Here is a 26,861-nt window from a genome sequence, read left to right as displayed (position 1 = left end):
AGCCGCGGGTGCTGTATCCCAAACATGGGCATTCATATTTTTTTCTTGAAAACAACCGGGAAAATACCTAGATTGAAACCAAAAACCTTATATCGTACTTTGCCGATCGCAAGCTTTGAGGCTGCTTATCAATTGTTACAGCAAATGGCTGAACTCCCCGGGGCGATTTGGGTTACTGACGACGATCTCGCAGGTACTGAAAATCCGGGGGAAATTTCGTCCCAAAGGTTTGCAGCAGTGGTATCGGATCGGTTTAGCGCGCTGCTTTGCGGCAAACTATTAGATGAGGCTGCAACAAACGGACGCAAACACAACGAAAAAAAATCCAACTCCCACTTAAATGTAGAGTTGACTTTCGACCCCGGGGCGATCGCCAATTTCCTCTCTCCCCTCTGGGACAAACTCGCAGCAATGACACCTCCAGCCCCGAGACAAATTGACATTGGCGCCCTGAAACAAGCAATTAAAAATATACAGCCAAACTCGGCGGTTATTCAAAGCGAATTTACCCTCAATTTACTAGAGCTCCTCGCGGATGGTACCCTTCAAAACAGTCGCCCTCCCCTACAGTCCCACACAGACACAAATCAAAATTCCGCACCCAAACTGATTGCTCCAGAAACCCTACATCACCAGATTGCCGAAGCCACAGAGCGTGTTGAAATTCCCAGTTCCTGCATTCCATTTTATCAGCCAGTAGAAGATGCTTTGCAGCAGCAGCTAGAACAAGAGCGACTGTTGAATCAGGTGACAACTCAAATTCGCCAGAGTTTGGAATTGCCTGTGATTTTATCAAAAGCAGTTGCGAGAGTGCGAGATTTTTTGGATGTCGATCGCCTGTTAATTTATCAATTTGAAAAAGTGCCCGCGCCGCACAGGGACGAGTCAGGTAAATTAATATCGCCTCCGGTTTCTGGGTCGAAAAGCCAAGTCAAACAAAATTCTGGTTCTTACTTGTATTTAGGTCGCGTCACCTACGAAGCTTTAGCCAGCGATGCTATTTCTTCTGTATTGAATTTTAGTGAAGGCGCCCAGTGCTTCCCCGAGGGAGTCATCGATAGAGAGAAATATCGCAAAGGTTTGGCTTTGTGCGTCGCCGATGTCGAAAAAACCTACTCTTCGCAGCCTTGTTTTTTAGAATTGATGCGCCGTGCTAAGGTGCGGGCGAAGTTGCTAGTGCCGATCGTAGTTCAAGACGACTTGTGGGGACTGCTAATTGCTCATCACTGCACTCTGCGGGAGTGGGAAGAAAGCAAAAAAACATTTTTGCGCCAAATAGCCGAACATTTGGCGATCGCCATTTACCAAGCCGAGCTTTATGCAGAAGTCCAGCAGCAAAAACGCACCTCCGAACAGCGCGTCATCGAGCGCACGCGAGAACTGCGCGACGCACTCGCCGCCGCTCAGTCCGCCAGCCTCGCCAAAAGCGAATTTTTGGCAGCCATGAGCCACGAATTGCGGACTCCCCTCACCTGCGTCATCGGCATTTCCGACACCCTGCTGCGGTGGTCTTACGGCAAAGTTGGCACCAAACAAGTGCCGGTACAAAAGCAGCGGCAGTACCTGCAAACAATCCGAGACAGCGGCGACCACTTATTAGAATTAATCAACGATATTTTAGATTTATCGCAAGTTGAAGCAGGAAAAGCAGTATTGAAAATTAGTGAATTTTCAATTTCTAAATTAGCTTCTCAGAGCCTGCACGCCCTCAAAGAAAAAGCTCTAGCTAAAGGGGTAGAACTGATACAAGAACAGCGGATCGAACAAGAGTGCGATCGCTTCATTGCAGACCCGCGCCGCTTGAGACAAATCCTGTTCAATCTTTTAGGAAATGCGATTAAATTTACTCCCGAAGGCGGGCGAGTCATCCTGCGAGTTTGGGTGACCGAAGATCAAAACCGAACGCCTCCAGTGCGGCAGCCCGGTACAGCCCCAGCAGGCAGAACCGCTGTGTTTCAAATCAAAGATACCGGGATTGGAATTCCCGACGATCAGCGATCGCTCTTATTTCAAAAATTCCAGCAGTTGGATTCCCCATACCGTCGCGAATACGGCGGCACCGGTCTGGGATTGGCTTTAACTAAACAGTTAGTAGAGCTTCACGGCGGCGCGATCGAAGTCAACTCTACAGTTGATGTCGGCTCTACTTTTACCGTTTTTATACCCATCCAAACTAAAAGCAAAGATGAGTCCACAAAATTTAAATATCAAAAATCAAATTCTTCTTTACCGCTGCACTCTTCGTCCTTGCGGGGCAGCCTCGTCCTCATCGAAGAAGATGAAGAAACTGCCATGCTGATTTGCGATATCCTGACCGCCGCAGGACTGCAAGTTGTGTGGATGATTGAAGGCTCGGCGGCCGTAGAACAAATTGAACTGTTGCAGCCCAATGCTGTGATTGTAGATATGCGTTTGCCCGGGATGAATGGCTGCGAAATTATTCACAAACTCCGCCACAAACCAGCTACAAAACATCTCAAGATTCTCGCTTTAAGTGCTAATGAAATTGCTGCCGACGAGATATCTTTCGTGACAGCGGGAGCTAACGATTGTTTGGCTAAACCGATTCAGCCGGAGCAATTGCTTGACAAAATTCTTTCTTTGATGGCCGCCGGGATTGCTAATGGATAATTGGGAATTGGGCATGGGGCATTGGGCATGGGGCATTGGGCATGGGGCATTGGGCATGGGGCATTGGGCATGGGGCATTGGGCATGGGGCATTGGGCATTGGGCATGGGGCATTTAATATAATTGAGTTTTTGAGGTAATTATGGGAAGACCTGATTTTGAGGAATTAGAGGTTTATAAGTTGGCGGAAAGTTTGGCGAATCAGATTTGGGAGATTGTTAAAAAATGGGATTACTTCACAAAAGATACGATGGGCAAACAGATCGTTCGGTCTGCTGATAGTGTCTGTGCTAATATTGCTGAAGGAAGAGGTCGTTATAATGACCAAGATAATCGGCGTTTTGTAAAAATTGCCAGAGGCTCTTTGTACGAAACAGTAAACTGGTTAAGATTAGCCTATGCTAGACAACTTATCACAAGCGAAGAAGTAAGCAAATTCAAACCAATTGTCGATAAATTACTACCAAAACTCAACGCTTATTTGAGTTCAATAGGGCACAGGGAATAAATTACCAAAAAAGCCCCATGCCCAATGCCCCATGCCCCATGCCCGATGCCCGATGCCCGATGCCCGATTCCCGATGCCCGATGCCCCATGCCCCATGCCCCATGCCCCATCCCCCATGCCCAATGCCCCATGCCCAATGCCCCATGCCCCATGCCCAATTCCCAATTCCCAATTCCCCATGATTAACTCTCAAATTCCTACAGGATTAATTGTTTCTTGTCAAGCACCTGCTGATTCGCCGCTGCACGATCCGATCGCGATCGCAGCAATGGCTCGCACCGCCATCCATCGAGGAGCCTCAGGGGTACGGATTGACACTCCGGCTCACGTGGCGGCGGTGCGACAACAGCTATCGGCTCCGATAATTGGGATCTGGAAGCAGCAATTACCCGGATGCGAGATTTACATTACTCCTCGGTTTGAAGACGCGCGGGCGATCGCCCTTGCAGGAGCAGATATCATCGCCATTGACGCCACCTTGCGAAACCGCCCTGCTGGCGAAGACTTAAAAACGTTAATCGATCGCATCCACAGCGAATTAGGGAAATTAGTCATGGCGGATGTAGATACCATAGAAGCTGCGATCGCCGCAGCCGAAGCTGGTGCAGATACTGTAGCAACTACTCTTTTTGGCTACACACCCCAAACGGAAAAATTCTCGCCCCCCGGATTTGATTTGCTCGCCCAAATGGTAGAAAAGCTGGAGATTCCCGCAATCTGCGAAGGCGGAATAGCTGCGCCATCCATGGCAAAAAAAGCATTAGATTTAGGAGCAGTGGCTGTGGTTGTAGGCACAGATATCACGGGAATCGATATTAAAGTGACAGCCTATAAGTCAGCGATTGAAAAATAAAATTGTATCCCTGATAACACGACAAAAAATAGGTTTGTAGTGAGGACTTAAGTCCTCCTTCTAAATTACCAAACTCAAATCCTCACCACAAAAAATAGGTTCGTAGTGAGGACTTAAGTCCTTCTTCTAAATTACCAAACTCAAATCCTCACCACAAAAAATAGGTTCGTAGTGAGGACTTAAGTCCTTCTTCTAAATTACCAAACTCAAATCCTCACCACAAAAAATAGGTTCGTAGTGAGGACTTAAGTCCTTCTTCTAAATTACCAAACTCAAATCCTCACCACAAAAAATAGGTTCGTAGTGAGGACTTAAGTCCTTCTTCTAAATTACCAAACTCAAATCCTCACCACAAAAAATAGGTTCGTAGTGAGGACTTAAGTCCTTCTTCTAAATTACCAAACTCAAATCCTCACCACAAAAAATAGGTTCGTAGTGAGGACTTAAGTCCTTCTTCTAAATTACCAAACTCAAATCCTCACCACAAAAAATAGGTTCGTAGTGAGGACTTAAGTCCTTATCCTGAATTTGCGGAATAAATTCCTTACTACAAACCTAATTTCTCAATGGCAATTAACCAAATATCAGATGAGAGGGAAGAATCGAGAAACAACCAGGAATATTCAGTGATTGAAATTGCTTTTAGGCAAAGCAAACGCACTACGGAAACCTCAGAAATATTGGGCGGTGGAAATCGCCCGTAGGCGATCGCCCCCAATAGTGCGATCCACAGGTCCACTCGCAAGCCAAACCCTGCAACTAGCTTCGCAGCAGAGGCAAAAACATCGCCGTCATCACAAAAGCAAGCGCGCCCGAGAGCAATCCCAGCGCCAACAGGTTTCGCACTAAAAAAACTGCTTTCACAACAGGCAAAATTAAAACATTAAAAATTCCCAAAGCAGCAGAAATTAATGCTTTCGAGGTGCTATAAATTCCTACACCGGCAGTTGAGAAATTATCAGCCAACTGCTGCCCGTAACCAGCCAAACAATCAAAAAATCGATGCTTCCACAGCGCCGCTACCTCATTCACAGTTGAGCCATCATAAAAAATTCATATTTAACAGGTAAATTAATCTAAAAATCCGGCTGATCCGTCTCCCAACAGGCAGAATTTATCTCTGTGACTAAAGAGTGAAAAGTTGGCAGGGCTATATCCTCAGATCCTGAGCCAAACAATCCGGATGGAAACCGTCTCTACCTGTTAATTCAATAAAAAGAGCAGATTAATTAATATGGCTGGCGATTTTTCTTTTAACTCTCAAGTCCGATTCGATAAAAACGGCTTGGACAATGCTGCACGCCAACGCAGCCGATCGTTCCAAGTGATGGTTTTTATGCTGATAGTCACTACCATGGTGGCGATGCCGATGTTTCGTTTAGCCGAATTGCAACTCGTACAGGGAGCCTACAACCGCCAGCGGGCGGAAAACAACCGCATTCGCCCTGTTTCAGTCGCCGCGACTCGCGGTCAACTTTTAGATCGCAACGGCAAAATTTTTGCAGCCAACCGCGTATCGCGATCGGTGTATTTGTGGCCAAAAGAGCGATCGCCCCAAGAGTGGCAAGAAGTCGCTGCAACACTTGACCCCATCGTCAAACTTCCCGCGGCCGAAATCATCAAAAAAATCGATGGAGCCGGCTACAAATCAGCCTTACCAGTGCGCCTCAGCAAAGATATCGATGTCGGTACTTTCGTCGCTTTGGGAGAACAAGCTAATGCTTTGCGCGGAGTAGAAATTCGTGCTGAATCGAGCCGAGACAATCCCAACCAGCAATTAGGAGCTCACGTTTTAGGATACGTCGGTGAAGCTAGTTTAGATCAATTAAAAGCTAACCCTGCATATCCGATGGGCATGATCGTCGGTCAAATGGGAGTTGAAAAATTAGCTAATTCAACTTTAGAAGGCGTTTGGGGAAACCGTTTGATCGAGGTGAATGCTAAGGGCGAGGAAATCCAGGATTTAGGTGTAAAAGACCCTATTCCCGGCAAACCCGTGCAGCTAACTTTAGATTTAGATATGCAGAAAACTGCGGAAAAAGCTTTGGGCGATCGCCTCGGTGCCGTGGTGGCGATCGACGTGAAAACCGGAGCGCTTTTAACAATGGGTAGTTGGCCGACATTTGACCCCAATATTTTCACCCGCAAAGTGACTCAAAAAGAATGGGATCGACTGCAAGGGCCAGAAAAACCCTTTTTAAATCGCGCAGTTCAAGGTTATCCAGTCGGTAGCACATTTAAAATTGTCACCTCTGTAGCCGGGATGGAATCGGGCAAGTTTGCTCCGGACTCCATTTTAGAATCATCTTCTTCAATTACGATCGGCGGAATTTCTTTCAACGAACACGGTGCGGGTAAAGGCGTTATCGGTTTCCGCGATGCTTTAGCCTACAGCAGCAATACATTTTTCTATCAAGTAGGCATGGCTGCCGGCCCCGAACAAATGTCGAAATGGGCGTCTAAAATGGGCATTGGCGGCACGATTAATTTAGACCTTTTGGGGATTGACGGCGCCAATCACGGTCAAGTGCCCACGCCAGCCGAGAAAAAGAAAATGTACAAGGAAGATTGGTATGTTGGGGATACGGTAACAATGGCGATCGGTCAAGGGTTGGTACTTTGTACTCCCCTAGAATTAGCAGTTATGGTATCAACAATTGCTAACGGCGGTTCGCGAGTGCAGCCGCATTTGTTGGCATCTCAAACCAATACACCGCTCACCAAAAAAATCCCCACAGGTATTAAACCTTCTACTTTAAAGGTCATTAAAGAAGGATTGATTGACGTGGTGAAAAAAGGTACAGGCCGCGGTCTGAATGACGGTACGATTCCTCTAAGTGCTGGTAAAACTGGGACGGTGGAAATGCCCGGTCACGCTGACAATTCGATGTACGTGGGTTTTGCTCCCGCTGACAAGCCGGAAATTGCGATCGCAGTCATAGTCGAAGGCGGCGGATTTGGCGCTGTGTCGGCCGCACCAATTGCTCACGAGGTATTTAAAACCTATTTCCAAAAGCAAGGCTTTAAACCAACCAATAAGCCTTTCTAGTCATGAGTTACATTATCTCCTGTGAATGACCCATCGTAATAAAAAAGGTTCGTAGTGAGGACTTTAGTCCTTCTTGATGCGGACTAAAGTCCTCACTACAAACCAATATTATGATTGTCTTTAGATGGCACATGATATTAATTATTAACTGTTGACTGTTAATATTTTGTGATTTAGGGTGCGCGGGCGCACCTTTTTGCTGTAAGTACACTCAAAAGTTTTCCCCTACCAATCGCCTGACTTCCAAACTCGATAAATTCATCATTTGCGCCACCTGTTCCGGATTCATCCCAGAATTTAAAAGTTGAGTTACGAGCGATCGCAAAGCTAACCCCGCCGCCAGTCGCGCTTGCTGTTCTTCCTTGTGAGTCTTCAAGGAATTCAAAGGGTTGGATATGCAATAATTTGACGGAGGCAACCTTCTAGGGAGCTATGTTACATAGTATTTATTTGGAAAAAGCCAAGTTGACTCTAACTGACTTCCGGGAAGCCGACTTCGAGGTGAAAGACGATCGTGTTTTCGGGGGCGACTTCCGAGATTGCCATTTTGACGAAACCCTGATGCCCGATCGCAGCGTGCGGAACAATAGCTAAAGTAAATTAATAGACTTCCCTGATGGGAAGTCTATTGCAGCGATCAGGTGAGTTATGCTGGAAGGATAGCCGTCACTTCCTTGAGCTTTTTCTTCGCAGCAGAATTGGGGATATTAGAAAGAAAATCGTACTGACTGTGTTTCGATGTTCGCTTCTGCCGAATCTGTGATGTCATGAGTTTACAAAAATTTGCTCCAGAAGTAAGCCTTTTCTGGTTTTTAAGCATTAAGCTATTTTAGTAATATCAACATTTTTATTATCCTCAAAAAATTCGAGGAATAAAGTCATGAACGAAGAAGAACGAGAAGCAGAATTGATCAGAATATACAACAGTAGAAAACACTTGTGGCTTGAAGAAGTGATCAGGCGCTATGACGCAGGGGAGAGAGACTTTTCTCTGGTTAAAGTGAAATTGAGCAACGAGCAGTCTAAGGAGCGCTACTTAAGTGGAGTGAACTTGAGTGGAGCTAACTTCAAGGAAAGTGACTTACGATCCCTGGTTTTTTACGGACAAGGAATCAATTTTAGTGGCTCAGATTTGAGCGACCTCGACTTGGCCTACGCACATTTTGAAGATGCGGATTTGACTGGGGCTAACCTGAGCGAAGCTTGTCTGTGGCGAGCTAACTTTGACAGAGCGGATTTGACTGGGGCGAATTTGACTCAAACCGATTTGCAGGAGACTAAGTTTTACGACGCGAATTTGAGTAGAGCAAACTTAAGTGGAGCCGAGATGATTGAGACAAGTTTTGGTGATGCTAACTTAACCGATAGTGATTTTAGGAATGCTAAGTTTAAAAATAGAGTTAGTTTTTATCGAGCTGACTTGACGAGAACTAACTTTTTTGGTACCGAGTTGGATCTGGATGAAATTAGAGGTAACAAATCTGACATGGCTATTTTTACAGACGCTTACTTTAAAGACACCATCATGCCTGATGGCACTATTTGGAACAGTGTAATCCCGGAGTAGAATAGCTTTTTCTAAGGTGGTATTGTTAAGAGTGTAAACCGATAGAGGTAGAAAGTTATGGACAAAGAAGAATTGCTCATCCGCTATGCCGATGGCGAGAGAGATTTCTCTGGAATGAGCTTAGTCGATGCCAATCTAGCAAACATCAACTTGAGTGGCATCGATTTCAGTGGTGCTGATTTGAAGGGTGCTAATTTCCGAGAAACTAATCTCAGCGGAGCCCATCTAGCTCAAGCTAACCTCAGCACTGCTAATCTCAGTCGCGCTATTTTAAGTAATGCTTGTTTAGAAGAAGCTGACCTCAGTGATGCTGACTTATCACAGGTTGACTTGGAAGGGGCTAATCTGGGTCGCGCTAATTTGTGGGGAGCTGATTTCAGTGATGTTCAGTTGATTGATGCTAATTGTACCTCGGCAAATTTTAGCATGACATTCTTGGTTGACGCGAATATTGAAGGTGCTAACTTTCAGGGAGCGCAGATAGATACCGCTATTTTTAAAATGGAAAAGATGCTGTTTACAGATATCATCAATCGATATTCGGCTGGGGAGAGAAATTTCAGCGGCTTGATGGTAGAGCGTTATGATTTTCTGGAAGGTAAGTATTGGGAACTCGAAGAATTCAAAGGGTTGGATTTGAGCGATATTATTTTGCGTAACAGTAACATCCTAGCTATCAGACACTACATGAATGGAGTGATTTTGCGGGGGGCTGACTTGACTAGGGTTGATTTGTATAAAAGCAATTTTGAAGGAGCAGATTTGAGCAATGCTATTTTGCGCGAAACCAGTTTCTTCCAATCAGTTTTTGACCATGCCAATTTAAGCGGAGCTGACTTGACGAGAGCTGGGTTCTCTGACGATAGTTTTTTCTATACCGATTTCAGTAGAGCCAAATTGAATAAGGCAGGAATCGTCAATCTCGGCTTTATCTGTAATAATTTCACGGAGGCAACTTTCAAGGGAGCTATGTTGCACAGTGTTTATTTTCACAAAGCCAAGTTGACCAGAACTGACTTCCGTGAAGCCGACTTTGGGGTGAAACATGATCGTGTTTGCGGGGGCGACTTCCGAGATTGCCATTTTGAGGAAACCCTGATGCCCGATGGTAGCGTGCGGAACAATAGCTAAAATAAATTAATAGACTTCCCATCAGGGAAGTCTATTGCAGCGATCAGGTGAGTTATGCTGGAAGGATAGCCGTCACTTCCTTGAGCTTTTTCTTCCCAGCAGAATTGGGGATATTAGACAGAAAATCGTACTGACTGTCTTTCGGTAAATCTTTGTTAAGTCTGGCTTCCAATGCTTCTATCGTGATGGTAAATGCTTGATCCTTCCACGCTCGATTTTTGATTGTTGGCCCACGCTGACCATCTGGATAGTTAATGGGCTGTTGGTAGTTGAGCAACTCTTTAATGCTGTAAGAATTGTTAGGTACCCACCAGGCAAAATGGATGTCGGGATACTCAGATTTGTTCTGGGGTGAAAAGCCTAATACTATCTTCCAAAGTGCATCCGGTACTTGAATTCTTGTGGGATTTGTGGTATCTGTTGCTGGCTTAAAACTGGCAAATTGATTTGGGTTAGCATCTCCCCTTTGAATTGGGGTAACTCCGATCACATTTTCATTGGCAGGTAGAGGCCCATAGGTTACTTTTCCGCCGCCCTGACCAGAACCCCCTGCAAAGAGGACGAACCGATAACCTTTTTTTGCGCGTTCCTGAAGTTCTCCTTCTTGAGTTGCCCAAACCCCTGAGTTTTGCTTGGTATCTTGAGGAATAATATTTGTGGTCAAAAACGTGGCTAGGTTATCCTTAATGCTTCTTTGGCGATCTGCTGAAGGAGTCAAGTGACCGCGAGCGGAACGGAAGAAAGCTTTCTTTCCCCAGAAAAACCGATCATATTCCTCCTTAGTGTATTTTTCCGCAATCTGAGAATCAAAATCGTAATCACCATCCTGAACCTTGTAGAAATTTGATGTAGGCAATTGAGGATCTTCCGCGAATTTTTCTGCTGCTCTGCCTGCTTTACCATCTAGCCAACCTTTGTCAAGTACCCAGCCAACCCAGTTCGGTGTATTTTTGTCAGCATTGTACGAAACAGTATATTGAGGCTTCTCTACCAAGTAGTTACTTTGATAGGTGTTATTCAGAGCGGTTCTAGCATTATTAGGATTGCCAAACCTCAGCGATTCGCTGCGGAAAAAGACATTATCTAGATAGACGGGAATAGATGCTTCGCTCTTAAATTCAAGAGTTGCCGGCTGACCGCGCAGTCTTTCTGGTACGTCAATATAGAAAGATTCAAAGCCCTTGATGCCGTAATCTACTTTGAATTTATCTGCTAGGTAACTAGCAGGAGCTTTGCTAGGCTCACCCGTCGTTTGATTTTGAGCTCTTTGAAGAGTTATTGTTTGAGAAAATGCTTGAAGTGAGGTATCTAATGGTCGAATAGTGACATCCAGCGTGCCTTTAGGGTTGTCAGTAGGTTTATTGGAAATCCCTGGTGCGTGCAGATCAAATCGAAGAGCGCCCCAATCGGGTACCACAAACCGATTGTGAACAATTTCCTTCACCTTGCTGGTTTCTAACTTAAAGGCATAGTTTGGTTGGCTGTTCCCTTGGATAAGTTTTACGTCTTCCAAACTTTGAACCAAATCAATATTTGCGGATTGACCGTTGTGGAACGACCATCCAGGTAGACCCTTAGACAAAGGAGTTCGAGTTACTCCCGAAGGATCGAAAACAGCATCAAAATTCCCATTAAACAAAGTAGGAACCGCCGCGTCTCCTCGCATCCTGGCATCATAAGTATTGTCAAAATCTAGCGGGATACGCTCTACATTTGTTTTAGGGCGCGAACTGTAACCGCCACCCAGAGCCGAATAAAACCAGCCCGTACCAATCCCTTCCCAAGGAGCAGCATCTGCACCGTGTTGGAATTTGCTTTCCGGCGTATACCAAGGGCTAACGCGAGCCGGGCCTGTCACAACACTATTGTTAAATGAAAAGTCTTTATCGAACAACCGTTCCCGATATCCATCACCTCGCCGACGAAATACAGGATTAACTTCTAAGTTTTCATTGGACGGAAAGTTAGTTGGAAGCAAGTCGGATGTTCCTCCGTACCAACTCACGACACGTCCGTGTACATCTCCCGGTCTAATCAGAGGATCTGTCGTAAACCCAGCACGGCTGTTATTGTAACCTGGGTTATTTTTATTAGTTCCCAGCAAAGCGGACAAATCTGGTTTTCCTAACAGCGGAGCATTAGGATTCGGATTATCTGACCTCCAACCTTCTCGCGGAAACTTAACTCCTGGAGCTGTTTTTCCATCCTCAGTAGAGGGTAGATTCGGAATATCGCGACCGGCCGGCGTCAATGTACTGCCCGATAAAGTCGGGACTGTCTGATAGTAATTGTCGGCAAAAGTAACATTTTTCCACACCTGAACTTTCGGTTCACGGAAATCGCCGAAATTTTTGGTCACCACATTTAGCGACGGTTGGTTGAAATCATGGGGGTCTAAAGTTGTCATCTGAAGGTCGCGAGTATCATTTTTTCGCGATCCGCCAGCATTAGGAAAATAAGTACCCAAACGCTGAATAATTTCGCTGTTAACAACCGTACCCCGACTGAAACCAACAAAGTGCAACGGTGAATTTAAAACTGGGCCTTGTTTGTCAGTAGGAGTGTTCGTTTTATTCTTCAGCATTCCATCCAACAGCACGAGGGAAGTAAAGAAAGCATCTGCTGCCCCCTCTGTAAAGCCTGAATCAGGAACTGCCGACTCATTATTTTCTGACCAGTTATTTAGCAGGACTAATGGTTGTTTTTTCGCCAGGTATGGAGCTATATAACTTCCTAGCTTAGTGAGATAGTTTGGGTCGGTTTTGGGAGTCAAACCTGCTTGGAAGTCTGGGGCTACTGCACCATATTTGTTGATAGGAACCCAGTAACCAGTAGGCAAGTCGTACTTCATCATCAAACCGCCACCGTCGATACCTGCATTGGCAATGCTATTACCCATTTGGTAAAACTCTGAAGGAATTCCCGGCTCATTAAAAAGTGGAGGTTTAAAGCCGTGAGTCAGCACGGTGACGCTGCTGAAGGTATTGTCACCGTTGAGGGCTGGCGGTAGTGGCGTCCAGAAATTACCAAACTCCTCGTTGCGTTTTCCTTGTTTATTCCAAGCTTCAACAGCCCAATTATAATTCTGACCCGCAGTCAATTTGAGACTGGGAGGAAGCGTAAAACTGGTATTTGTTCCCGGAGTAAATGTTTTACCGCCATCGAAAGTCCACTTGCCGATATTGGTGCTATCTTTCTGCCAAGTCGCAGTTAAAATCCGGTTGGGATTGAAATCGTTTTCTTGACCGTGGTAAAAAGATGTGTTCCAAGGTTTTGTCAGTAAACCTAACTGCTGCGGTTTGCTCAACCCTTGATCGTAGAGAAATTTGTTACCGTTAGGGTCGGGTAAATCTACTACTTTATCCCACGGCAACAGTCCCTCGCCTTCGTCAAATACGCTGACGAAAAGATTAACCTCTGTAATGTCCTGATTCGGTGGACTGTCAAAACTCCATTGGAACTTTGGGTTAAGGGGATTTTCTGAATTTTTGCTAGTACCTATCGGCTCTTTCAAATCCAGCCAATCCAGCGGTGTCGCCGCCAAACCGCGAGGGTTAGTCACAGAAATGGGAGCTTTCTTACTTCCCGGCGGCACGCCGTAAGTATATTGGTTGTTCGCGTCGGTGAGAATCTGAAAATCAGCAGCAATACTAACTGCTGGATTAATATTGTCAATTGGTATTGTTGAAAAGTCAGCAACCGTAGCAGTTCGTGCCGTAGCGCTATTAAACAATGGCAAGCCAACACCCCGACCTTTATTATCTACTCGGTATTGACTGGGGTTGGTCAGCGTTTTGACAAATTCCGCCACATCAAAAACATAAACTTTGCCGCCAGCACCGCTTAAATTCGGATAGGAAGCGTAAAGGTATTTGCTATCACTTGACAGCGCTAAGTCGGTAGCGAATCCATTGGGAATTGGTCGAGTTGCTGCCACTAATTGTGGATTTGTTAGCGGGTCTTTGATAATCCCGATGTTGCTGCCGGCTCGCGGGTCTCCATCTACGCTGGGTAGTTCTTGACCGAAAAATTTCGTGTCGGCATTGCGGCCGACAACAAAGGCATAACTGGCATCTGGCAGTACCGTTACTGCGACTCCCTCATTCACATCAAAGTAATCTAAATCGGAACCCAGCCCTAAATTTGTATATCGGGTGGTAGCAGCAAAGCTCAGCGGGTCATTATTAGTAATGTTGAGTACCCCAAATTCTTTGCTATCTTTGCCGCTGTTGGTGAAGGTCATGGCTAGCGGATTGACGGTGCTGGCTATTCCTTCTAGCCCTTCATCTGCTGTGATACTTCCGATTAATTGATTCCACTTTTTAGGATTTGCACCGGGGCTGATTGGTCGGTCTTTGGGGTCAATATTAACGGCGTAAATCTTGCTGTTCGCGCCGTTTGGTGCGGTAACAAATAGCTTTTTGCCGTCGCTGCTAATGGCTATTTGTCGCAAACCGCTTGGGGCTGTTCCGACTGGGATGGTTTGGGTGACTTGGTGATAGGTTGGTGAAAATGGGTTGATGTCGAGAACGTAGATGGAGTTGCTGCCGGTTTTTCCGTCGGCGATGTAGGCGTATTCGTCGCGGGGGTCTATGACTATCGATCGACCTTCTGCACCACTCGGCAAATTTATCGGGTTAATACCAGCGGTATTTGGCTGAGTGTCTATCTGTTGCCGCGTCATTGGATCGACCACAGCAACGCGCCCAGAACGATCCATGACTACGTAAGCACGGCTACCGTCACTGGTTACAGTTAGTTCTCGCGGGCGATCGACTATATCATCCGTGCCTACAGAAGTGCTACCAATCGACAAGTCCTGGCTATTAGTAGCTGTGACGACTGATTTGGGATTTGCACCGTTAATAATTGCAACTTTATCTGCTGTCCACTGCGCGGCAAAGATGTATTGTGTATCGTTTTCAATTCGGTAAGGAGTGCTATCGTATTTGACTTCCTTGGGTACTTCTGAGGGCTTTGGGCTGACTTTTTCATTTTGCTTCCGGCTGATGACGATGCGCGATTCACCTAACGGTACGGTGTTGGGAACAAGAACGGCGATTTCAAATTGATTGTTTGCTAATTTGCGACTTTTGTCTGTCAAAACTGTTGCTTCGTAAGCTTGTTTGCCGACGATAAATTTGACTGTTAAGTCGCTGAATCGACTGCCTAGCGGGTCGCCAAAGTTATCTACTAATACATTGGTAGCCGTGATGAAGAGAACGGGTTGATTGTTGGGAAAGGGTTGATTGTTGCTGTCTGTAAACTTAAGTTCGGCGTTTTGGATGATGGGAGGTTTCTTGGGATTTGAAGCTAATGTGTGGATTCGGACTCGATCGAGTTTTTAGTGCTTGATTTTTATTGAGTTGCAAAGCTTTTATGAAAAGTTAAGAATAATGTTGCCGTATTTTTGGCAGCCAGTCAATCACGGGAATTACTGATATTTTCAGTCGGGTACTGGAAAACTGGCAGTGTCCGCAACAACTTAATAGCAGCGAATATGTGAAGGTTGCTGCGCTTGTTAGTTTGTTTTACTGATAAATTGTGATTGAATTGTTAAAAATTTACAGATTCTTTATCAAAGTAATGTACGTTTCTCAGCAAAAATACTTAGATTGTTGTAGGCTCGTATTTCAAGCCTGCTCAAATTTACTGCCTTGAAATTACGGAACAACGTTGTTCGTTTATTCATAATAGATCAAAGAATTAGCTGACACGTAAACATCTGAACGCTCTTGAAAGTAAAGGTTGAGAGCTTCAATGCCGTAAGCCATATAATCGCGCGTGATGTCACTTTCAGCGATCGGCTCTCCGTCGCTGCTGGGATATTTAATTTCTACTTGTTCGATTTGAGTTAAAATTGTCATTTTTCAATTTCCCTCAATGTTAATTAATATCATGTCCGGCAAAAAAGCGTTTTAAGGTTTGATCGTTCGGACTTCAGTCCTGAGGATATTATGAGGACTGAAGTCCGAACGATCAAACCTATTTAAGCCCTCTACAGAATTATGTCCTGCATCCTGGACTTTCAGACTGGTCTGACTCTTTACAAATACAGACCCATTTAAACTTTGTTAATCCCTCTCTCCAAAATAATCATCTCCGAACCAACAACCGGACTTCTAGCTATTAACTTCCCTTCCAAATTGGCAATTTGTAATTTGCTGAAATCGAGGGAGTTAGCCTCTTTCCACATTTGACTGGCGAGCTGATTTTGCTCTACATCGCTGAGTTTGTACCAATCTTCAGCGACTTGGACAGTCAAAAGACCGATCGAGAAATCAGCTTGCACAGACTTGACTAAACCGCCGCCCAGGCGATTTGTGATGTCAGCAACTTGATTTTGAATCGCAGCAATCAGAGACTGTTCCGGCGTCAGCGGCGGCGGCGGGATAATTTCTACAGGTTCCGGTTTTTTCGGCGCCGCTAAATCGGGCAAGTTACTTTTAAAATTAGCGGGTATAGGCTGAGAATTTGCGATCGCCTCTGGGGATTTCGCTGTTGGCGACGCCACAAAATCGCCAAAGGTTGGGAATAGCTGTGCTGCTGGGATAGGCACTTTTGCCACTTTCTGGGGCGGTTTTGCCGAGAAACTGTTGAAAGTTAAACCGACTGTAACGATGAGAATTGCAGCTAATCCCGCGTTTAAAATTGGATCGGAGAGCTTGGCGTTTGCAGATGCCGGTAAGAGCGATCGCACTAAGCGCACAATACTTTGCCAAAGTACGCCTACTTTCTGTAAAAAACTGTCGCCCGTCGGTTTTGATACAGACTTGCGATCGAATTTTACCGAAACTTTGGGCGGGGGAACGCTGTTAACTTCCGCAGCAACCGCTGGAGGAGGAGTTGTTGCTGAGTCAGAAGCCGTGGGCGCGATCGGCTTTTGGGCCTGCAACGGGGGTGCTGCTGGTGATTTTTTCGGGCTTTTTCCCAAATTCCCGATCGAGGCCATCAAAGCTTTGATTTTCTGATTTGTGGGAACAGTGCTGCTGGCCTTTTGAGCTGGGCTGCGAGTCGCAGCCGACTTGCTTCGCGAGTCTACCTCCGGTGTCGGAGATGCAGATGCTTGTGGAGTTGGTTGGTTTAGTGGTTCTTCTGACATTTTCTCTGCCTTGGAGCGTTACAAATATATATCTAAACCCGATAAATTTTAGCTGAGTCATCTCAGCCTTAATTTATCATTTCATTAGTTGTAACTGAGTCAAAATGAGTATCAAACGCCGTCACTTTCTAATTTTAGGCAGTCTGAGCAGCTTAGGTTTTGCCGGAGTCTGGAAAATGCTTCAGCTTCGGACTTCTTGGGGTACAGATGCCAATGCTGCTGTGCCTTCTAATTTTGAGGCCCCAAGGGCGATCGTTCCATTGCCGGCCTCACAGCCTATTCTACGCTTTATTTCGGTGGCCGACACCGGCACCGGGGCTGAAGGTCAGTATGCTGTAGCTGGGGCGATGGCGCAATATCACCGCGAAAATCCTTTTAATGTAGCTGTTCTCGCCGGTGATAATATCTACAATAACGGCGAATTTGAAAAAATTAATGCTGTTTTCGAGCAGCCTTATCAGCCGCTATTGCAGCAAAACGTTAAATTTTATGCTTGTTTGGGAAATCACGACATCCGCACGGCTAACGGCGACCCGCAAGTTAAATATGCGGGTTTTAATATGCAAGGTCGCTACTATACTTTTCGGCGCGATCCGGTACAGTTTTTTGCTTTAGATACCAATGATAATGCGGATTGGAAAAATCAGCTTGTTTGGCTGGAGAAAGAATTGAGTCAAAGCACTGCACCGTGGAAAGTCGTGTTCGGCCACCACCCGATTTATTCCTCTGGCGTGTACGGCTCCAATCAATCTTTTATTAAGACTTTTACGCCTTTGTTTCAAAAGTACGGCGTGCAGCTTTATATCAACGGACACGAGCACAGTTACGAACGCACTCGCTCGATTGACGGTACGACTTATTTGATTTGCGGTGCTGGCGCGGGCACTCGTCCGGTGGGACGTTCTGAGTGGACGGAGTTTTCTGCTAGCCGCCTGAGTTTTGCGACGTTTGATGTCTATGAAGACCGAATGTTTGTCAGTTCTATCGGTACTGACAAGCAGGTTTTTGACCGCGGAGCGATCGCAGTGCGATCGGCTTAATTCAGATTATTTTCAGGAGCCAACAATATGAATAGGGGTTGTAGAGCCAATAAAACTGGTTTTGTTTTAGAAGCAACTGTAGAAGGTACCTTGAGAGGTCACGGATATCTCGAAATCTGTCCCGAGTTGCCGAAAAAGCGCAAGCTAGATTGGCTCTTGCTCTCCACGGCAAATCCCAAGCGCTATGCTAAACAAGTTTATATCGGGTCTAGCATTTATGAAACTGAAATAAATGTGGATTTTTATATTGTTGGTTCGGCTTTGTCTCCTCTCGGTCTCATTGTTGAGTGCAAGTGGCAAGAAGATAAAGGTTCCGTTGATGAGAAGTATCCTTATCTCAATTTAAATATCAAAAGTTGCTACCGGGTTCCCACTATTGTGATCGTGGGCGGCAACGGTATGAGGCAAGGTTCGATCGACTGGTTTAAAAAACAAATTCCCGACAATCAAAATTTGTTGGGAGTTCACAAGCTCGAAGCTTTTATTACTTGGGCTAACAAACATCTTTAATTCAGTTAACAGTGGGCAGTTTATAGTTGACAGTTGGTAGAAGAGCCATCCGAGCGCAGTCTTTGGGTTTACAGCTACCTCTCTCTAAAAGTCCGAGGATTGAAACAGTGAATAATTTTGGTTTATTTCCCCCTAGAAGCAGGAGGCTTTAAACCCATTCTTCTTGGCAAGCAAACATTCTCCATCGAGATTTGTCTGTCACCGATCGCGATCGCCCTTTCCAGCTTCCCTACAGTTGCATTTTTTGGGCGCAACTGCTATTATTCGCAGCAGCGCGACATTCGGCTATTTTTATATTTTTGAATTAAAAAAAATCGCCTTTTTTTTTCGGCTTGACTGCTTGACTTCGAGTGTTTTTGGAAGTATAATTTGATAATGGAAATATTGGAGAAATTAAAATTTAAGTTACCACTTCCATTATCTAAAATATACCCCAAAAGTCCAGAAAAATCAATAGGTAATAGTTCCTTTTTTTCTAGCGAATTTAGCAAACCAGTTGCTTGACTTCGAGTGTTTTTGGAAGTATAATTTGATAATGGAAATATTGGAGAAATTAAAATTTAAGTTACCACTTCCATTATCTAAAATATACCCCAAAAGTCCAGAAAAATCAATAGGTAATAGTTCCTTTTTTTCTAGCGAATTTAGCAAACCAGTTGCTTGACTTCGAGTGTTTTTGGAAGTATAATTTGATAATGGAAATATTGGAGAAATTAAAATTTAAGTTACCACTTCCATTATCTAAAATATACCCCAAAAGTCCAGAAAAATCAATAGGTAATAGTTCCTTTTTTTCTAGCGAATTTAGCAAACCAGTTGCTTGACTCTGAGAGTTTTTGGAAGTATAATTTAATAATGGAAATATTGGAAAAATTAAAATTTAAGTTACCACTTCCATTATCTAAAATATACCCCAAAAGTCCAGAAAAATCAATAGGTAATAGTTCCTTTTTTTCTAGCAAATTTAACAAACCAGTTTCTGCGAGTTTCCCGTTGAGTCACTACAAATAAACCCAGAAACCGGATTTCTCAGGTCAGGGCTTGCCCGTACAAATATATGTATTTACCAAATTTCCGGAAGTGTTTATTCAAAATGAACATATTAATAATTCCTTGACTTGGCCGCGCTGGCAACTTTTAGAGTTAATTCCCCTAGATGCTGATATTTCAATTAGTTTGGGGCGCCGCTCTCTTGTAAAAGCTTGAGGATCGCTGTAGATTTCTTTGATGAAGTCGCAGTTAGAATTAGATAGCATAACTTTGACGCCACGTTCTGCAAGTTCTGCAAAAACGTCTCTGAGTTTGAGCTGTTCGGATTCTTTAAAATTATCCCGGCTGTAAGCGGTGAAGTTACTTGTGGCACTAATCGGATAGTAGGGCGGGTCAAAGTAAACTAAGTCTTCGCTGCTGGTAGCAAAATCCAAAATTTGATCGAATTTCCTGACTTCAATTTGAGCGGGCGCGAGTAAAGAGGAGACCGATCGCAATAAATCTGCTTGACAAATGTTAGGATTTTTGTATCTGCCCATCGGCACATTAAATTGACCTTTGGAGTTTTCTCTGTAGAGGCCGTTGTAACAAGTTTTATTAAGGTAAATCAGGCGAGCGGCTCTTTCTGTGTCTGTGTTGTAGGAGCGCGATCGCACGGAGTAATAATAATCAAGATTGTCCTTGGTGTGTTCGCAGGCGTGCTCCAACAACAGCTCAATTAGCTCCTCTACTCGATCCCTGACACAGCAATAGGCATTAATTAACTCAGGATTAACATCTGTTAACACAACTTGCAAAGAAGGGTGCTGTTGTGCTAAGTAAAAAAATACAGCTCCGCCGCCCACAAAAGGCTCGTAGTAATTTTTGAACTTTTCAGGAAAATAAGGTTGATATTGTCCAATCAACCTAGTTTTGCCTCCAGCCCATTTCAGAAATGGACGCGGCAAGACGAAAGAAGGTGCGCCAGCAGACATTTATCTAGAGATAACAGCCATATAATATTTATCACAACTAGAACTCAATAGAAATACTTGTAAAGTTTTCTACCGGATGTCGCGTCCGGGGATTAAACAGACAGTGTTGGAGCGATCGACCAAAAGTTTTCGTTAGAATTATATATGTCAGCATCGCCCGTAAAAATGCCCGATCGCTCGATCGGCTCCTTTAGCTCCGGCTGTGCCAAAATTGTCTAACTCGCTCACAAGTGTTACAAGTCAAAGATCGAGCTGTAACACTTTACCCCACCTGTGCTCATGCAAGATTTCATTAATAACGTCTCTCGCTACCCCCGCTTTTTCATTACGATTTGTCTGGGGATTTTCTTTTTCCTGTTCGAGCGACTCCAGCCCCTGCTCACTCGACCGGCAACTGCGATCGCCCTGATTACTTCGATTGTAGCGACTTTCGTGTTTCTAACTTTTACACTGCGCGCTATGTTAGGTCTGAGTCCGGTTTAAAGGCAAAGTTTCTGTCTCAAAAACTTTGCCAACTCTAACAAGCTCCTTCGCACAGACAAGCTCGATCGAGAGTTTGGGGAAGTTGCCAATTTTGAATGAAAGGTTGAAACACCAACTCCCGAACTAACAGCGAACTCTTGCCGTGCGATCGCACGCTTAGCAATCGTCGCTGCGATAGATTGGAAGAGGAACCTCGCTGGCGGCGTTAGGCCAGCGCTCCTCAACCTTGGTGCTAGCAAACATTACCTCCCGTGCACTCCAAGCATTTGGGGCGATCGAAATTCACCGGGGAAATACTGCACCTCTGTTTCCCCCATTCTCAGTTAAACCTAAGGAAGCGGCACACCCCGCCCCGCTTTCCTCTCCCGTTAACCTGACGGTATCACGAGAGTTTCTAGCGGACAAGACAGGTCAGTAACTCAGCCCTTTAGGGACTGAGCTTGTAAGAGAAATCGAGCAAGCTGTACTAACCAGACCCCTCGATCGCGAGGAGCCGTTATTTAGGTCACGACACCGAAGAATGCGACGCCAGTTTTTCGCTCTGTCATCTGCAATTAAACAGTTTTAAAGTCACTGAAACAGTGTTGCAGGTCTAACAAGCCTTTATAACCAGGTCGAGGCCAACATTACCCCGCAAGGGAGAAAGGAGACCACAATATCTCCATTGGATGGGCAACCATACCCTTCCAACCCCGCAAGGGGGTTCACGGGGACTAAAGTCCCCCGGGTCGTTTCCCTCTCGGGACTAAAGTCGCCGAGTTTCCCACTTACCGTATTTCTTTTTATGAAATTTGAACACATCTATCAATTCTTTCAAGACCCCCCTCCTGTTTATCTAAACAAGGAACTGGCAGTGTGCTACATTCTCTCGGTGTTATTGCGCGGAGATTCCTACGGTACAGAACTCATCGGACAACTAGAGCGGGAATTCCCCATCTACCGACTTTCTGATACCGTCCTCTACAGCGCTCTGAAATTCCTCGAAGATGAAGCCGTAATCACCGGTTACTGGAAAAAAGTAGAAGGACGCGGCCGCCCCCGCCGGATGTATCAAATCCTGCCGGAGTGGCGCCACCAAGCTCAAGACCTGGCTCGTCTGTGGCACGACTATATCGGTCAGGGCAACGGCGGCTCTGGGCGTCGGCCCCGGGCCTTAGAAAGCGGTCACACGGGTTAGCTGGCGTTGGAATCCGATGCCTAAAACCTTGCAGATGCTGGCGCTACTAGCAAAGCGAATTGCCTTTCTTGTCTTCGCTTTGCTGACTCGCCACTAGCAGCGATGACAGCAGCGATCGCACAGCAAGAGGACTTACGCACGGTCACTTGAAAATTAGAGATGATGGGGAGATATGGGAATTGGGTGATGAGGAGAAAAACATCTTGCTACAAAGCTTTCTGCGAATTTTGTGAAAAAAGTGCCTGTGTAAGTCCTCGATCGCTTTCATCCGTAAAGTTATGTAAAGTAGGAGTAGACAATTTCACTTACACAAACTTCTACCGATGGATACTGCTGTTCTTCCTTCAACCTTTGTGTTGACGCTGCTGTTGGCTGTTGGCTTGTTTTTCTTCATCAAGGCCTCAGTCAAAGATCGCATCGAACAAGTCAAGCTTGCTTCAGAGAGCGCCCAAGAGTCACTGTTGACCCAGCTACAAGAGTATTTTGCTTCTAGGGCTTACCGAGTTGCAGCCGTCGATGCCCCCAACTATAAAGTCACCTTTGAGGGTTTTGTACGGCCGAGTTTGTTTTTAGCTATTTTTCTAACTTTGCTGAGTGCAGGTGGCACTCTGTGCTTGGGACTTGTTTTGGGAATGCTCGTGCCGCAGCAAGGTCAAATTTTCCTAGCTTTGGTACTGCTGTCCCCGCTGGCCGGAGTGTTTTATTGGAAACGAGCCGGACGATCCGAGCAAGTTTGCTTGAAACTCGAATCCGTCGCTGAGTCTGGAACCAAAACTAAGAGCTTGGTTACTGTGCGAGCTCACCGCGACGAACTCGCAGCTATGCAAGAAGCTTTAGATTTAAAACTTCTAGAAGATTAAAAGAGGAGTGCGGAACCTTTTTTGATATGCTAGATGCCAGACTGAGGCTTCGAGCAGACCAACCGATCGCTGAGGCTTCGATCGACAAAACATTCACGCGAAAATCGCGTTGAAGATTTGAGATTTATGCTACAGATGAATCTGGGAGCTTAAATTTGCGTCTAAAATTTCGGGTGGCTCGCGACTCCAGTCGGGGGCTGGCATTGGTTTTTGGGCGGGGTCAAAAAAAACATTATCCTGAGAGTGCCAATTGTGCCGAGCGCCCGCTATGGCGATCCTTGCTGTTGCGATGGCTCCTTATGCCCTAATTAAATCAGGACTTTTCGCGTAAATTTCAGTTGGCACTCTTGAGACAATGAAAACTCTCGCGAGTAGTGTTAAAAGAGTTATCAAACATTGCTGTCAATGTTTTTAACTAAACATTGCAGTTTATGCGCGACTGGCGGACACCACAGGAATTTTTTCTGATGTGGCTTCCAGCATCACCTTTAAGCTGGGAAACAAGAAATGGTTCTCTTCTACGTATTGGGCTCCGAATAAACCTTTTTCAGCCCAGAAGTATCTATCGGTGGTATGCTCGTTACGCTTTACTAACAGCAAAGCTGGGGGAGCAATGCCTTCAGCATGGATGAACTTGCGAGCCGCTGTTACGGGTTTATCTTCGCCGCTCTCGATGCTATATTGAGGCACACACTCTAAAATTCTGCGTCCTTCTTGTCGGCGGCGACTCTTGCGTTTGCGTCTCCTGGCCAATTTCTTTACCTCCTCTGTGAGCAGACAGTATGAGTAGACAGTATGAGCAGACAGGTTTTGACATACTCCCGAGCCTTAAAGACATGGGGATTCTGGATTCAAACAGCAAACGCAAGCACAGCTTGTCTGATATTGCCTAGCCCTCAGGTTGATGCCCCAACCTCTAAGATTTTTTTGGATGATAGAGTTGAGACCGGATTTTGACATCTCGCGAATCAACAATATATGATTCAATCATTAAAGCCGTCCCGATCGGACGGGGCTTTAGATCCAATTTTTAGGTAATCATAGCTACCAAATCCGAGGCCAGTATATCCCTTCTAGCTCAAAAGTTCAACTGTTTTTAATATATCGACATAATCTTAACATTGGCCCCGATCGACAAAAGTACAGCGGTTGTGGTATCGTAGCGCAAAAGTTTCGGGCAACAGCCCCCCAAGAGGGGAGCTGTGGGAGCCAATAACAGCGAGTTTGGGGCAAAAATTGCTAGTTGAAGCCCCCAAGCATTGAACTCCGGCCAGTATCAACCACAGGAAGACACCAAAAATCAAAAAGTCTCTAACCTGTAATCGGCGACAGATCAATTGTAATTTACTTAAAATTCCGTTAGAGATCTTAATGTGGCGCTCATGTTAATGCCAGCCAGTTCAGAATTTGTCAAGCTTTGCCGATCGCAAGTGGCGATCGCCGTTAGCTTGGGAGCGACATTCAGCGCCGTATACCTGACACAAGAGCTGGTATCCGGGAGCGAAGCAAAGTTGGTGCCGATCGCAGTTTATCCAGACACCTCAGTCACCGACGCCGAAAATCAGGAGTTGAGGCTGGAATCTGCTGCAAGCTCGACAGTCAAACAGGTGCCGCGGCTGGCGGAGCCGGCTGTGACTGTCGAAGAATCCACAGTGGGGACGATCGCGCCCGAGCCACTCCCGGGTTTTGAAAACCGGGACGATCGCTGCCAGGGCCCGGAGAACGTTTGGCAGCAGCGGAGGCAAATTGTGACGCCTCTGATACACGAGGGAGCTGTAATGGGTCTCCTGGTATGCGGCAGGCAAGACAGGGCTTGGAACGATCGCGAGGAGGCTCAGATGCAACAAATTGCTCGCACCTTGGCCCTGGCTTGCATTTTAGACCAGCGATCGCAGTGGATGCAGCAGGAATTGGGATCGGCGAGGCAAATCCAAGCTCAGGTTTACGACACGATGCACAATTTGCTGCACCAATTTAAAAGTCCGCTGACAGCGCTGCGAACTTTTGGCAAACTGTTAGCGCGACGGCTGGTACCCGAAGACAAAAACCGCAATGTGGCTTTTAGTATTGTCCGAGAGAGCGATCGGCTCTCTGAATTGCTCAGTCAGTTCGATCGCACCGTAGACACCGGCGAAGCAAATCTCAGATTCCCATCTGCGACTTCAGAAATAGCCACCTCCCACGGGGAATTAACCAGAGATTCTCCTCTGTCGCTGTCACCGGTGGCGAATTTGGACAAATCATGTTTTGTGGAATTAGTCTTAAAACCGCTGTTAGTTTCCGCCGAGGCGATCGCATCAGAAAACCACCTGTCATTAGTAGCCGACATACCGCCGGATTTGCCGCCAGTCTGGGCGAACGATCGAGCTTTGCGCGAAGTTTTGAGCAATTTAATTGACAATGCTTTGAAATATACTCCTCCAGGCGGTCAAATTTATATTACAGCAAGCTCTGAGAAAGCAGGGCGCCCGTCGCCTGCGGTAGCAGTAGCAGTCAGCGATACTGGCTCGGGAATTCCCCCTCAAGATTTAGAACATTTATTTGAGCGCCACTACCGGGGAGAAAAAGCGCAGACAGAAATTCCCGGTACAGGATTGGGTTTGGCGATCGCCCGCGATTTAGTCCGGCAAATGCAAGGAGAAATCCAAGTATTTTCCCCAGTAAATCCGGAATGGCTGCCACCTGCGGCAGCTTATTTATATCCTAGCGATCGCGGCACTACCTTTGTGGTTTTTCTACCAGTGAGATCATGTCCCGTAGATTGACCGCAATAAGTAACGTTTGTAGTGCGGACTTGAGTCCGCAACCTGAAAACGGACTCAAGTCCGCACTACAAACTATGATTATTATGCTAACCTACCGAACATGATATGAATAAGTAACAAAGTCTATTGCTTGGAAACAACTTTTATGAAGCATCTGCCTTTATTTGATAAACTTCCCAAGTTTGCGAGTTTTTTAGATTTGCTCCAAAAACACTTTTTTACTGTACCTTTTTTAGCTGTTTGCAACACGCTGACTCTCCTGCTTTTAGGCGGGCTGAGCCTTTATGCAAAACTCAAAAACCAGGGAGACGGAGTTGAACGTTTGTTTAGCGATCCTTTTAATTCCTGGTTCCCTTACGAAGGCATTCTCACCGGAGTTTCCGAAGTTCTCTGGTGCATTCCTGTCGCCATTTGTGCATTTACCTTCGGAGTGCTGCGCCAAAAAGAGCCGCGCAGTCGATCGGCAATATTCTTATTTTTTAGCGCTTTACTGCTGGCAGTCTTTTTCTTGGATGACAGGTTTCGGATGACTTTGATTCTTTCTCGGTTAGGAATTTCTACTAAATTAATTTATTTGTGTTATGGTAGTGCTGTTTTGCTTTACGGATTTAAGTTTTGGCGCTACATCAAAACCACTCCTTACTTGCCGTTAGTCGCAGCATTTTTATTATTCGCTATCTCGCGATTGGAGGATATTTTAAACTCCCGAAGTTTAGGAGTACACGCAATGTTAGAAGATGGTACTAAATTATTAGCTCTTTTGAATTTGGCTTTGTATTTTTGGCACGTGTGCGATCGAGAGGTGTGGCGACATTTGCAGCAGAATCAAGAACCTTAAGGAATCGAAGTCATATCGTGTCCAGATTAACCCCACGCGCGATCGTCGGGAGCTCGGGCTGCGGACTCGCATTCCGCACTACAAACCATTTTTTTTTACGGCGATCGACCCGAAACGATATCATTAGTTATTAGTCAGACGGAAAACTCAATAAATAAGCAGAGTCAGTAACTCAGGGCTTTAGCCACTGAGCTTGGATGATTACTCATTCAAGCTGATACTGACCAGACCACCTAGAGATAGGTAGCCGTTAGATAGTTGAGTTAGGTCGAGGGAGGCTATTAAGCCCCGCCCCTCCCAATTAGATCCGAACGTGCGACTTTCATCGCATTCGGCTCCCGATATTCTAGTCACGCGACTTGCTCATGTGGGTGTAATCGTGGC

26 protein-coding genes are annotated in these 26,861 nt (G+C 45.6%); 15 read left to right on the top strand and 11 right to left on the bottom strand.

Annotated features, from left to right (window positions below):
- Window positions 1–24 precede the first annotated feature (24 nt).
- Genes QZW47_RS16145 through QZW47_RS16135 form a run of 3 tightly spaced genes read left to right on the top strand, consistent with a single transcriptional unit; the run spans window position 25 to window position 3,138 of the window.
- Complete coding sequence (locus tag QZW47_RS16145; protein ID WP_293128571.1) at window positions 25–2,631, top strand: GAF domain-containing hybrid sensor histidine kinase/response regulator; 2,607 nt, start codon at window positions 25–27, stop codon at window positions 2,629–2,631.
- Window positions 2,624–2,770 (top strand): hypothetical protein, encoded by a 147-nt coding sequence (locus QZW47_RS16140; protein ID WP_293128569.1) that lies wholly within the window; start codon window positions 2,624–2,626, stop codon window positions 2,768–2,770. Before QZW47_RS16145 ends, QZW47_RS16140 begins: the two co-directional genes overlap by 8 nt.
- Window positions 2,771–2,772: 2 nt before the next feature.
- Complete coding sequence (locus tag QZW47_RS16135; protein WP_190734244.1) at window positions 2,773–3,138, top strand: four helix bundle protein; 366 nt, start codon at window positions 2,773–2,775, stop codon at window positions 3,136–3,138.
- Here QZW47_RS16135 and QZW47_RS16130 read toward each other — a convergent pair.
- The gene (locus QZW47_RS16130) at window positions 3,118–3,318 is read right to left on the bottom strand and encodes a hypothetical protein (RefSeq protein WP_293128563.1); all 201 of its coding nucleotides are present in this window, start codon (window positions 3,316–3,318) and stop codon (window positions 3,118–3,120) included. The two genes, QZW47_RS16135 and QZW47_RS16130, sit on opposite strands and share 21 nt — an antisense overlap.
- Here QZW47_RS16130 and QZW47_RS16125 point away from each other — a divergent pair.
- Window positions 3,317–3,991 carry an N-acetylmannosamine-6-phosphate 2-epimerase gene (locus tag QZW47_RS16125; protein WP_293128561.1) on the top strand — a complete coding sequence of 225 codons (675 nt, stop codon included), beginning with the start codon at window positions 3,317–3,319 and terminating at the stop codon, window positions 3,989–3,991. The two genes, QZW47_RS16130 and QZW47_RS16125, sit on opposite strands and share 2 nt — an antisense overlap.
- A gap of 547 nt (window positions 3,992–4,538) precedes the next feature.
- Here QZW47_RS16125 and QZW47_RS16120 read toward each other — a convergent pair.
- The gene (locus QZW47_RS16120; protein WP_293128559.1) at window positions 4,539–4,730 is read right to left on the bottom strand and encodes a hypothetical protein; all 192 of its coding nucleotides are present in this window, start codon (window positions 4,728–4,730) and stop codon (window positions 4,539–4,541) included.
- Window positions 4,731–4,750: 20 nt separating this feature from the next.
- Window positions 4,751–5,023 carry a hypothetical protein gene (locus QZW47_RS16115; protein WP_293128557.1) on the bottom strand — a complete coding sequence of 91 codons (273 nt, stop codon included), beginning with the start codon at window positions 5,021–5,023 and terminating at the stop codon, window positions 4,751–4,753.
- A gap of 202 nt (window positions 5,024–5,225) precedes the next feature.
- Here QZW47_RS16115 and mrdA point away from each other — a divergent pair, with 202 nt between their 5' ends.
- Window positions 5,226–7,040: a penicillin-binding protein 2 gene (gene mrdA / locus QZW47_RS16110; protein ID WP_293128555.1), complete on the top strand. Its 1,815-nt coding sequence runs from the start codon at window positions 5,226–5,228 to the stop codon at window positions 7,038–7,040.
- A 211-nt stretch (window positions 7,041–7,251) separates the two neighbouring features.
- Here mrdA and QZW47_RS16105 read toward each other — a convergent pair whose 3' ends face one another.
- A complete protein-coding gene (locus QZW47_RS16105) occupies window positions 7,252–7,425 on the bottom strand; it encodes a hypothetical protein (RefSeq protein ID WP_293128553.1) in 174 nt (57 codons plus the stop codon).
- 47 nt (window positions 7,426–7,472) lie between these two features.
- Here QZW47_RS16105 and QZW47_RS16100 point away from each other — a divergent pair, with 47 nt between their 5' ends.
- Window positions 7,473–7,634, top strand: a complete 162-nt coding sequence (locus tag QZW47_RS16100) for a hypothetical protein (RefSeq protein ID WP_293128551.1) — start codon at window positions 7,473–7,475, stop codon at window positions 7,632–7,634.
- 52 nt (window positions 7,635–7,686) lie between these two features.
- Here the strand turns inward: QZW47_RS16100 and QZW47_RS16095 are convergent, their stop codons facing one another.
- On the bottom strand, window positions 7,687–7,809 hold the full coding sequence (locus tag QZW47_RS16095) for a hypothetical protein (protein WP_293128549.1): 123 nt from the start codon (window positions 7,807–7,809) through the stop codon (window positions 7,687–7,689).
- A gap of 111 nt (window positions 7,810–7,920) precedes the next feature.
- On the opposite strand from QZW47_RS16095, the gene QZW47_RS16090 reads away from it, so the two are divergent.
- The gene (locus QZW47_RS16090) at window positions 7,921–8,607 is read left to right on the top strand and encodes a pentapeptide repeat-containing protein (protein WP_293128547.1); all 687 of its coding nucleotides are present in this window, start codon (window positions 7,921–7,923) and stop codon (window positions 8,605–8,607) included.
- A 57-nt stretch (window positions 8,608–8,664) separates the two neighbouring features.
- Window positions 8,665–9,738, top strand: coding sequence for a pentapeptide repeat-containing protein (locus QZW47_RS16085; protein WP_293128545.1), 1,074 nt, complete (start codon window positions 8,665–8,667; stop codon window positions 9,736–9,738).
- Window positions 9,739–9,790: 52 nt separating this feature from the next.
- Here the strand turns inward: QZW47_RS16085 and QZW47_RS16080 are convergent, their stop codons facing one another.
- From QZW47_RS16080 to QZW47_RS16070, 3 genes are all read right to left on the bottom strand, one after another.
- On the bottom strand, window positions 9,791–14,842 hold the full coding sequence (locus QZW47_RS16080) for a DNA/RNA non-specific endonuclease (RefSeq protein WP_293128543.1): 5,052 nt from the start codon (window positions 14,840–14,842) through the stop codon (window positions 9,791–9,793).
- A gap of 580 nt (window positions 14,843–15,422) precedes the next feature.
- Window positions 15,423–15,605 (bottom strand): hypothetical protein, encoded by a 183-nt coding sequence (locus tag QZW47_RS16075; protein WP_293128541.1) that lies wholly within the window; start codon window positions 15,603–15,605, stop codon window positions 15,423–15,425.
- A gap of 197 nt (window positions 15,606–15,802) precedes the next feature.
- Window positions 15,803–16,840: a hypothetical protein gene (locus QZW47_RS16070; protein ID WP_293128539.1), complete on the bottom strand. Its 1,038-nt coding sequence runs from the start codon at window positions 16,838–16,840 to the stop codon at window positions 15,803–15,805.
- A 104-nt stretch (window positions 16,841–16,944) separates the two neighbouring features.
- Between QZW47_RS16070 and QZW47_RS16065 the strand changes: the two genes are divergently transcribed.
- The gene (locus tag QZW47_RS16065; protein WP_293128537.1) at window positions 16,945–17,880 is read left to right on the top strand and encodes a metallophosphoesterase; all 936 of its coding nucleotides are present in this window, start codon (window positions 16,945–16,947) and stop codon (window positions 17,878–17,880) included.
- Between the two features lie 27 nt (window positions 17,881–17,907).
- Window positions 17,908–18,390, top strand: a complete 483-nt coding sequence (locus tag QZW47_RS16060; protein ID WP_293128535.1) for a PD-(D/E)XK nuclease superfamily protein — start codon at window positions 17,908–17,910, stop codon at window positions 18,388–18,390.
- Between the two features lie 122 nt (window positions 18,391–18,512).
- Here QZW47_RS16060 and QZW47_RS16055 read toward each other — a convergent pair whose 3' ends face one another.
- Both QZW47_RS16055 and QZW47_RS16050 read right to left on the bottom strand, forming a co-directional pair.
- A complete protein-coding gene (locus QZW47_RS16055) occupies window positions 18,513–18,644 on the bottom strand; it encodes a hypothetical protein (RefSeq protein ID WP_293128533.1) in 132 nt (43 codons plus the stop codon).
- 834 nt (window positions 18,645–19,478) lie between these two features.
- Entirely contained in the window at window positions 19,479–20,354 is an 876-nt protein-coding gene (locus QZW47_RS16050; protein ID WP_293128531.1) for a DNA adenine methylase, read from the bottom strand.
- A gap of 279 nt (window positions 20,355–20,633) precedes the next feature.
- Between QZW47_RS16050 and QZW47_RS16045 the strand changes: the two genes are divergently transcribed.
- From QZW47_RS16045 to QZW47_RS16035, 3 genes are all read left to right on the top strand, one after another.
- Window positions 20,634–20,837 carry a DUF751 family protein gene (locus tag QZW47_RS16045; RefSeq protein ID WP_293128529.1) on the top strand — a complete coding sequence of 68 codons (204 nt, stop codon included), beginning with the start codon at window positions 20,634–20,636 and terminating at the stop codon, window positions 20,835–20,837.
- 784 nt (window positions 20,838–21,621) lie between these two features.
- Complete coding sequence (locus QZW47_RS16040; RefSeq protein ID WP_293128527.1) at window positions 21,622–22,014, top strand: PadR family transcriptional regulator; 393 nt, start codon at window positions 21,622–21,624, stop codon at window positions 22,012–22,014.
- Between the two features lie 323 nt (window positions 22,015–22,337).
- A complete protein-coding gene (locus tag QZW47_RS16035) occupies window positions 22,338–22,874 on the top strand; it encodes a cofactor assembly of complex C subunit B (protein WP_293128525.1) in 537 nt (178 codons plus the stop codon).
- A gap of 429 nt (window positions 22,875–23,303) precedes the next feature.
- Here QZW47_RS16035 and QZW47_RS16030 read toward each other — a convergent pair whose 3' ends face one another.
- Window positions 23,304–23,627 (bottom strand): DUF3155 domain-containing protein, encoded by a 324-nt coding sequence (locus tag QZW47_RS16030; protein ID WP_293128523.1) that lies wholly within the window; start codon window positions 23,625–23,627, stop codon window positions 23,304–23,306.
- A gap of 635 nt (window positions 23,628–24,262) precedes the next feature.
- Between QZW47_RS16030 and QZW47_RS16025 the strand changes: the two genes are divergently transcribed.
- Entirely contained in the window at window positions 24,263–25,639 is a 1,377-nt protein-coding gene (locus tag QZW47_RS16025; RefSeq protein WP_293128521.1) for a GAF domain-containing sensor histidine kinase, read from the top strand.
- Window positions 25,640–25,784: 145 nt separating this feature from the next.
- Window positions 25,785–26,477: a hypothetical protein gene (locus QZW47_RS16020; protein ID WP_293128519.1), complete on the top strand. Its 693-nt coding sequence runs from the start codon at window positions 25,785–25,787 to the stop codon at window positions 26,475–26,477.
- Window positions 26,478–26,861: the final 384 nt, after the last annotated feature.

The sequence above is a fragment of the Microcoleus sp. bin38.metabat.b11b12b14.051 genome, from assembly GCF_013299165.1.
Classification (GTDB): domain Bacteria; phylum Cyanobacteriota; class Cyanobacteriia; order Cyanobacteriales; family Microcoleaceae; genus Microcoleus.
This window is presented reverse-complemented; position numbering and strand designations above follow the sequence as displayed.

What these genes read in the sequence shown, in the direction of transcription:
- QZW47_RS16135 (WP_190734244.1), top strand. Translation starts at nt 2,773, where the DNA reads ATGGGAAGACCTGATTTTGAGGAATTAGAGGTTTATAAGTTGGCGGAA.
- QZW47_RS16025 (WP_293128521.1), top strand. Translation starts at nt 24,263, where the DNA reads ATGCCAGCCAGTTCAGAATTTGTCAAGCTTTGCCGATCGCAAGTGGCG.
- QZW47_RS16040 (WP_293128527.1), top strand. Translation starts at nt 21,622, where the DNA reads ATGAAATTTGAACACATCTATCAATTCTTTCAAGACCCCCCTCCTGTT.
- QZW47_RS16095 (WP_293128549.1), bottom strand. Translation starts at nt 7,809, where the DNA reads ATGACATCACAGATTCGGCAGAAGCGAACATCGAAACACAGTCAGTAC.
- QZW47_RS16060 (WP_293128535.1), top strand. Translation starts at nt 17,908, where the DNA reads ATGAATAGGGGTTGTAGAGCCAATAAAACTGGTTTTGTTTTAGAAGCA.
- QZW47_RS16020 (WP_293128519.1), top strand. Translation starts at nt 25,785, where the DNA reads ATGAAGCATCTGCCTTTATTTGATAAACTTCCCAAGTTTGCGAGTTTT.
- QZW47_RS16125 (WP_293128561.1), top strand. Translation starts at nt 3,317, where the DNA reads ATGATTAACTCTCAAATTCCTACAGGATTAATTGTTTCTTGTCAAGCA.
- QZW47_RS16050 (WP_293128531.1), bottom strand. Translation starts at nt 20,354, where the DNA reads ATGTCTGCTGGCGCACCTTCTTTCGTCTTGCCGCGTCCATTTCTGAAA.
- QZW47_RS16130 (WP_293128563.1), bottom strand. Translation starts at nt 3,318, where the DNA reads ATGGGGAATTGGGAATTGGGAATTGGGCATGGGGCATGGGGCATTGGG.
- QZW47_RS16075 (WP_293128541.1), bottom strand. Translation starts at nt 15,605, where the DNA reads ATGACAATTTTAACTCAAATCGAACAAGTAGAAATTAAATATCCCAGC.
- QZW47_RS16035 (WP_293128525.1), top strand. Translation starts at nt 22,338, where the DNA reads ATGGATACTGCTGTTCTTCCTTCAACCTTTGTGTTGACGCTGCTGTTG.
- QZW47_RS16045 (WP_293128529.1), top strand. Translation starts at nt 20,634, where the DNA reads ATGCAAGATTTCATTAATAACGTCTCTCGCTACCCCCGCTTTTTCATT.
- QZW47_RS16145 (WP_293128571.1), top strand. Translation starts at nt 25, where the DNA reads ATGGGCATTCATATTTTTTTCTTGAAAACAACCGGGAAAATACCTAGA.
- QZW47_RS16090 (WP_293128547.1), top strand. Translation starts at nt 7,921, where the DNA reads ATGAACGAAGAAGAACGAGAAGCAGAATTGATCAGAATATACAACAGT.
- mrdA (WP_293128555.1), top strand. Translation starts at nt 5,226, where the DNA reads ATGGCTGGCGATTTTTCTTTTAACTCTCAAGTCCGATTCGATAAAAAC.
- QZW47_RS16065 (WP_293128537.1), top strand. Translation starts at nt 16,945, where the DNA reads ATGAGTATCAAACGCCGTCACTTTCTAATTTTAGGCAGTCTGAGCAGC.
- QZW47_RS16085 (WP_293128545.1), top strand. Translation starts at nt 8,665, where the DNA reads ATGGACAAAGAAGAATTGCTCATCCGCTATGCCGATGGCGAGAGAGAT.
- QZW47_RS16140 (WP_293128569.1), top strand. Translation starts at nt 2,624, where the DNA reads ATGGATAATTGGGAATTGGGCATGGGGCATTGGGCATGGGGCATTGGG.
- QZW47_RS16100 (WP_293128551.1), top strand. Translation starts at nt 7,473, where the DNA reads ATGTTACATAGTATTTATTTGGAAAAAGCCAAGTTGACTCTAACTGAC.
- QZW47_RS16070 (WP_293128539.1), bottom strand. Translation starts at nt 16,840, where the DNA reads ATGTCAGAAGAACCACTAAACCAACCAACTCCACAAGCATCTGCATCT.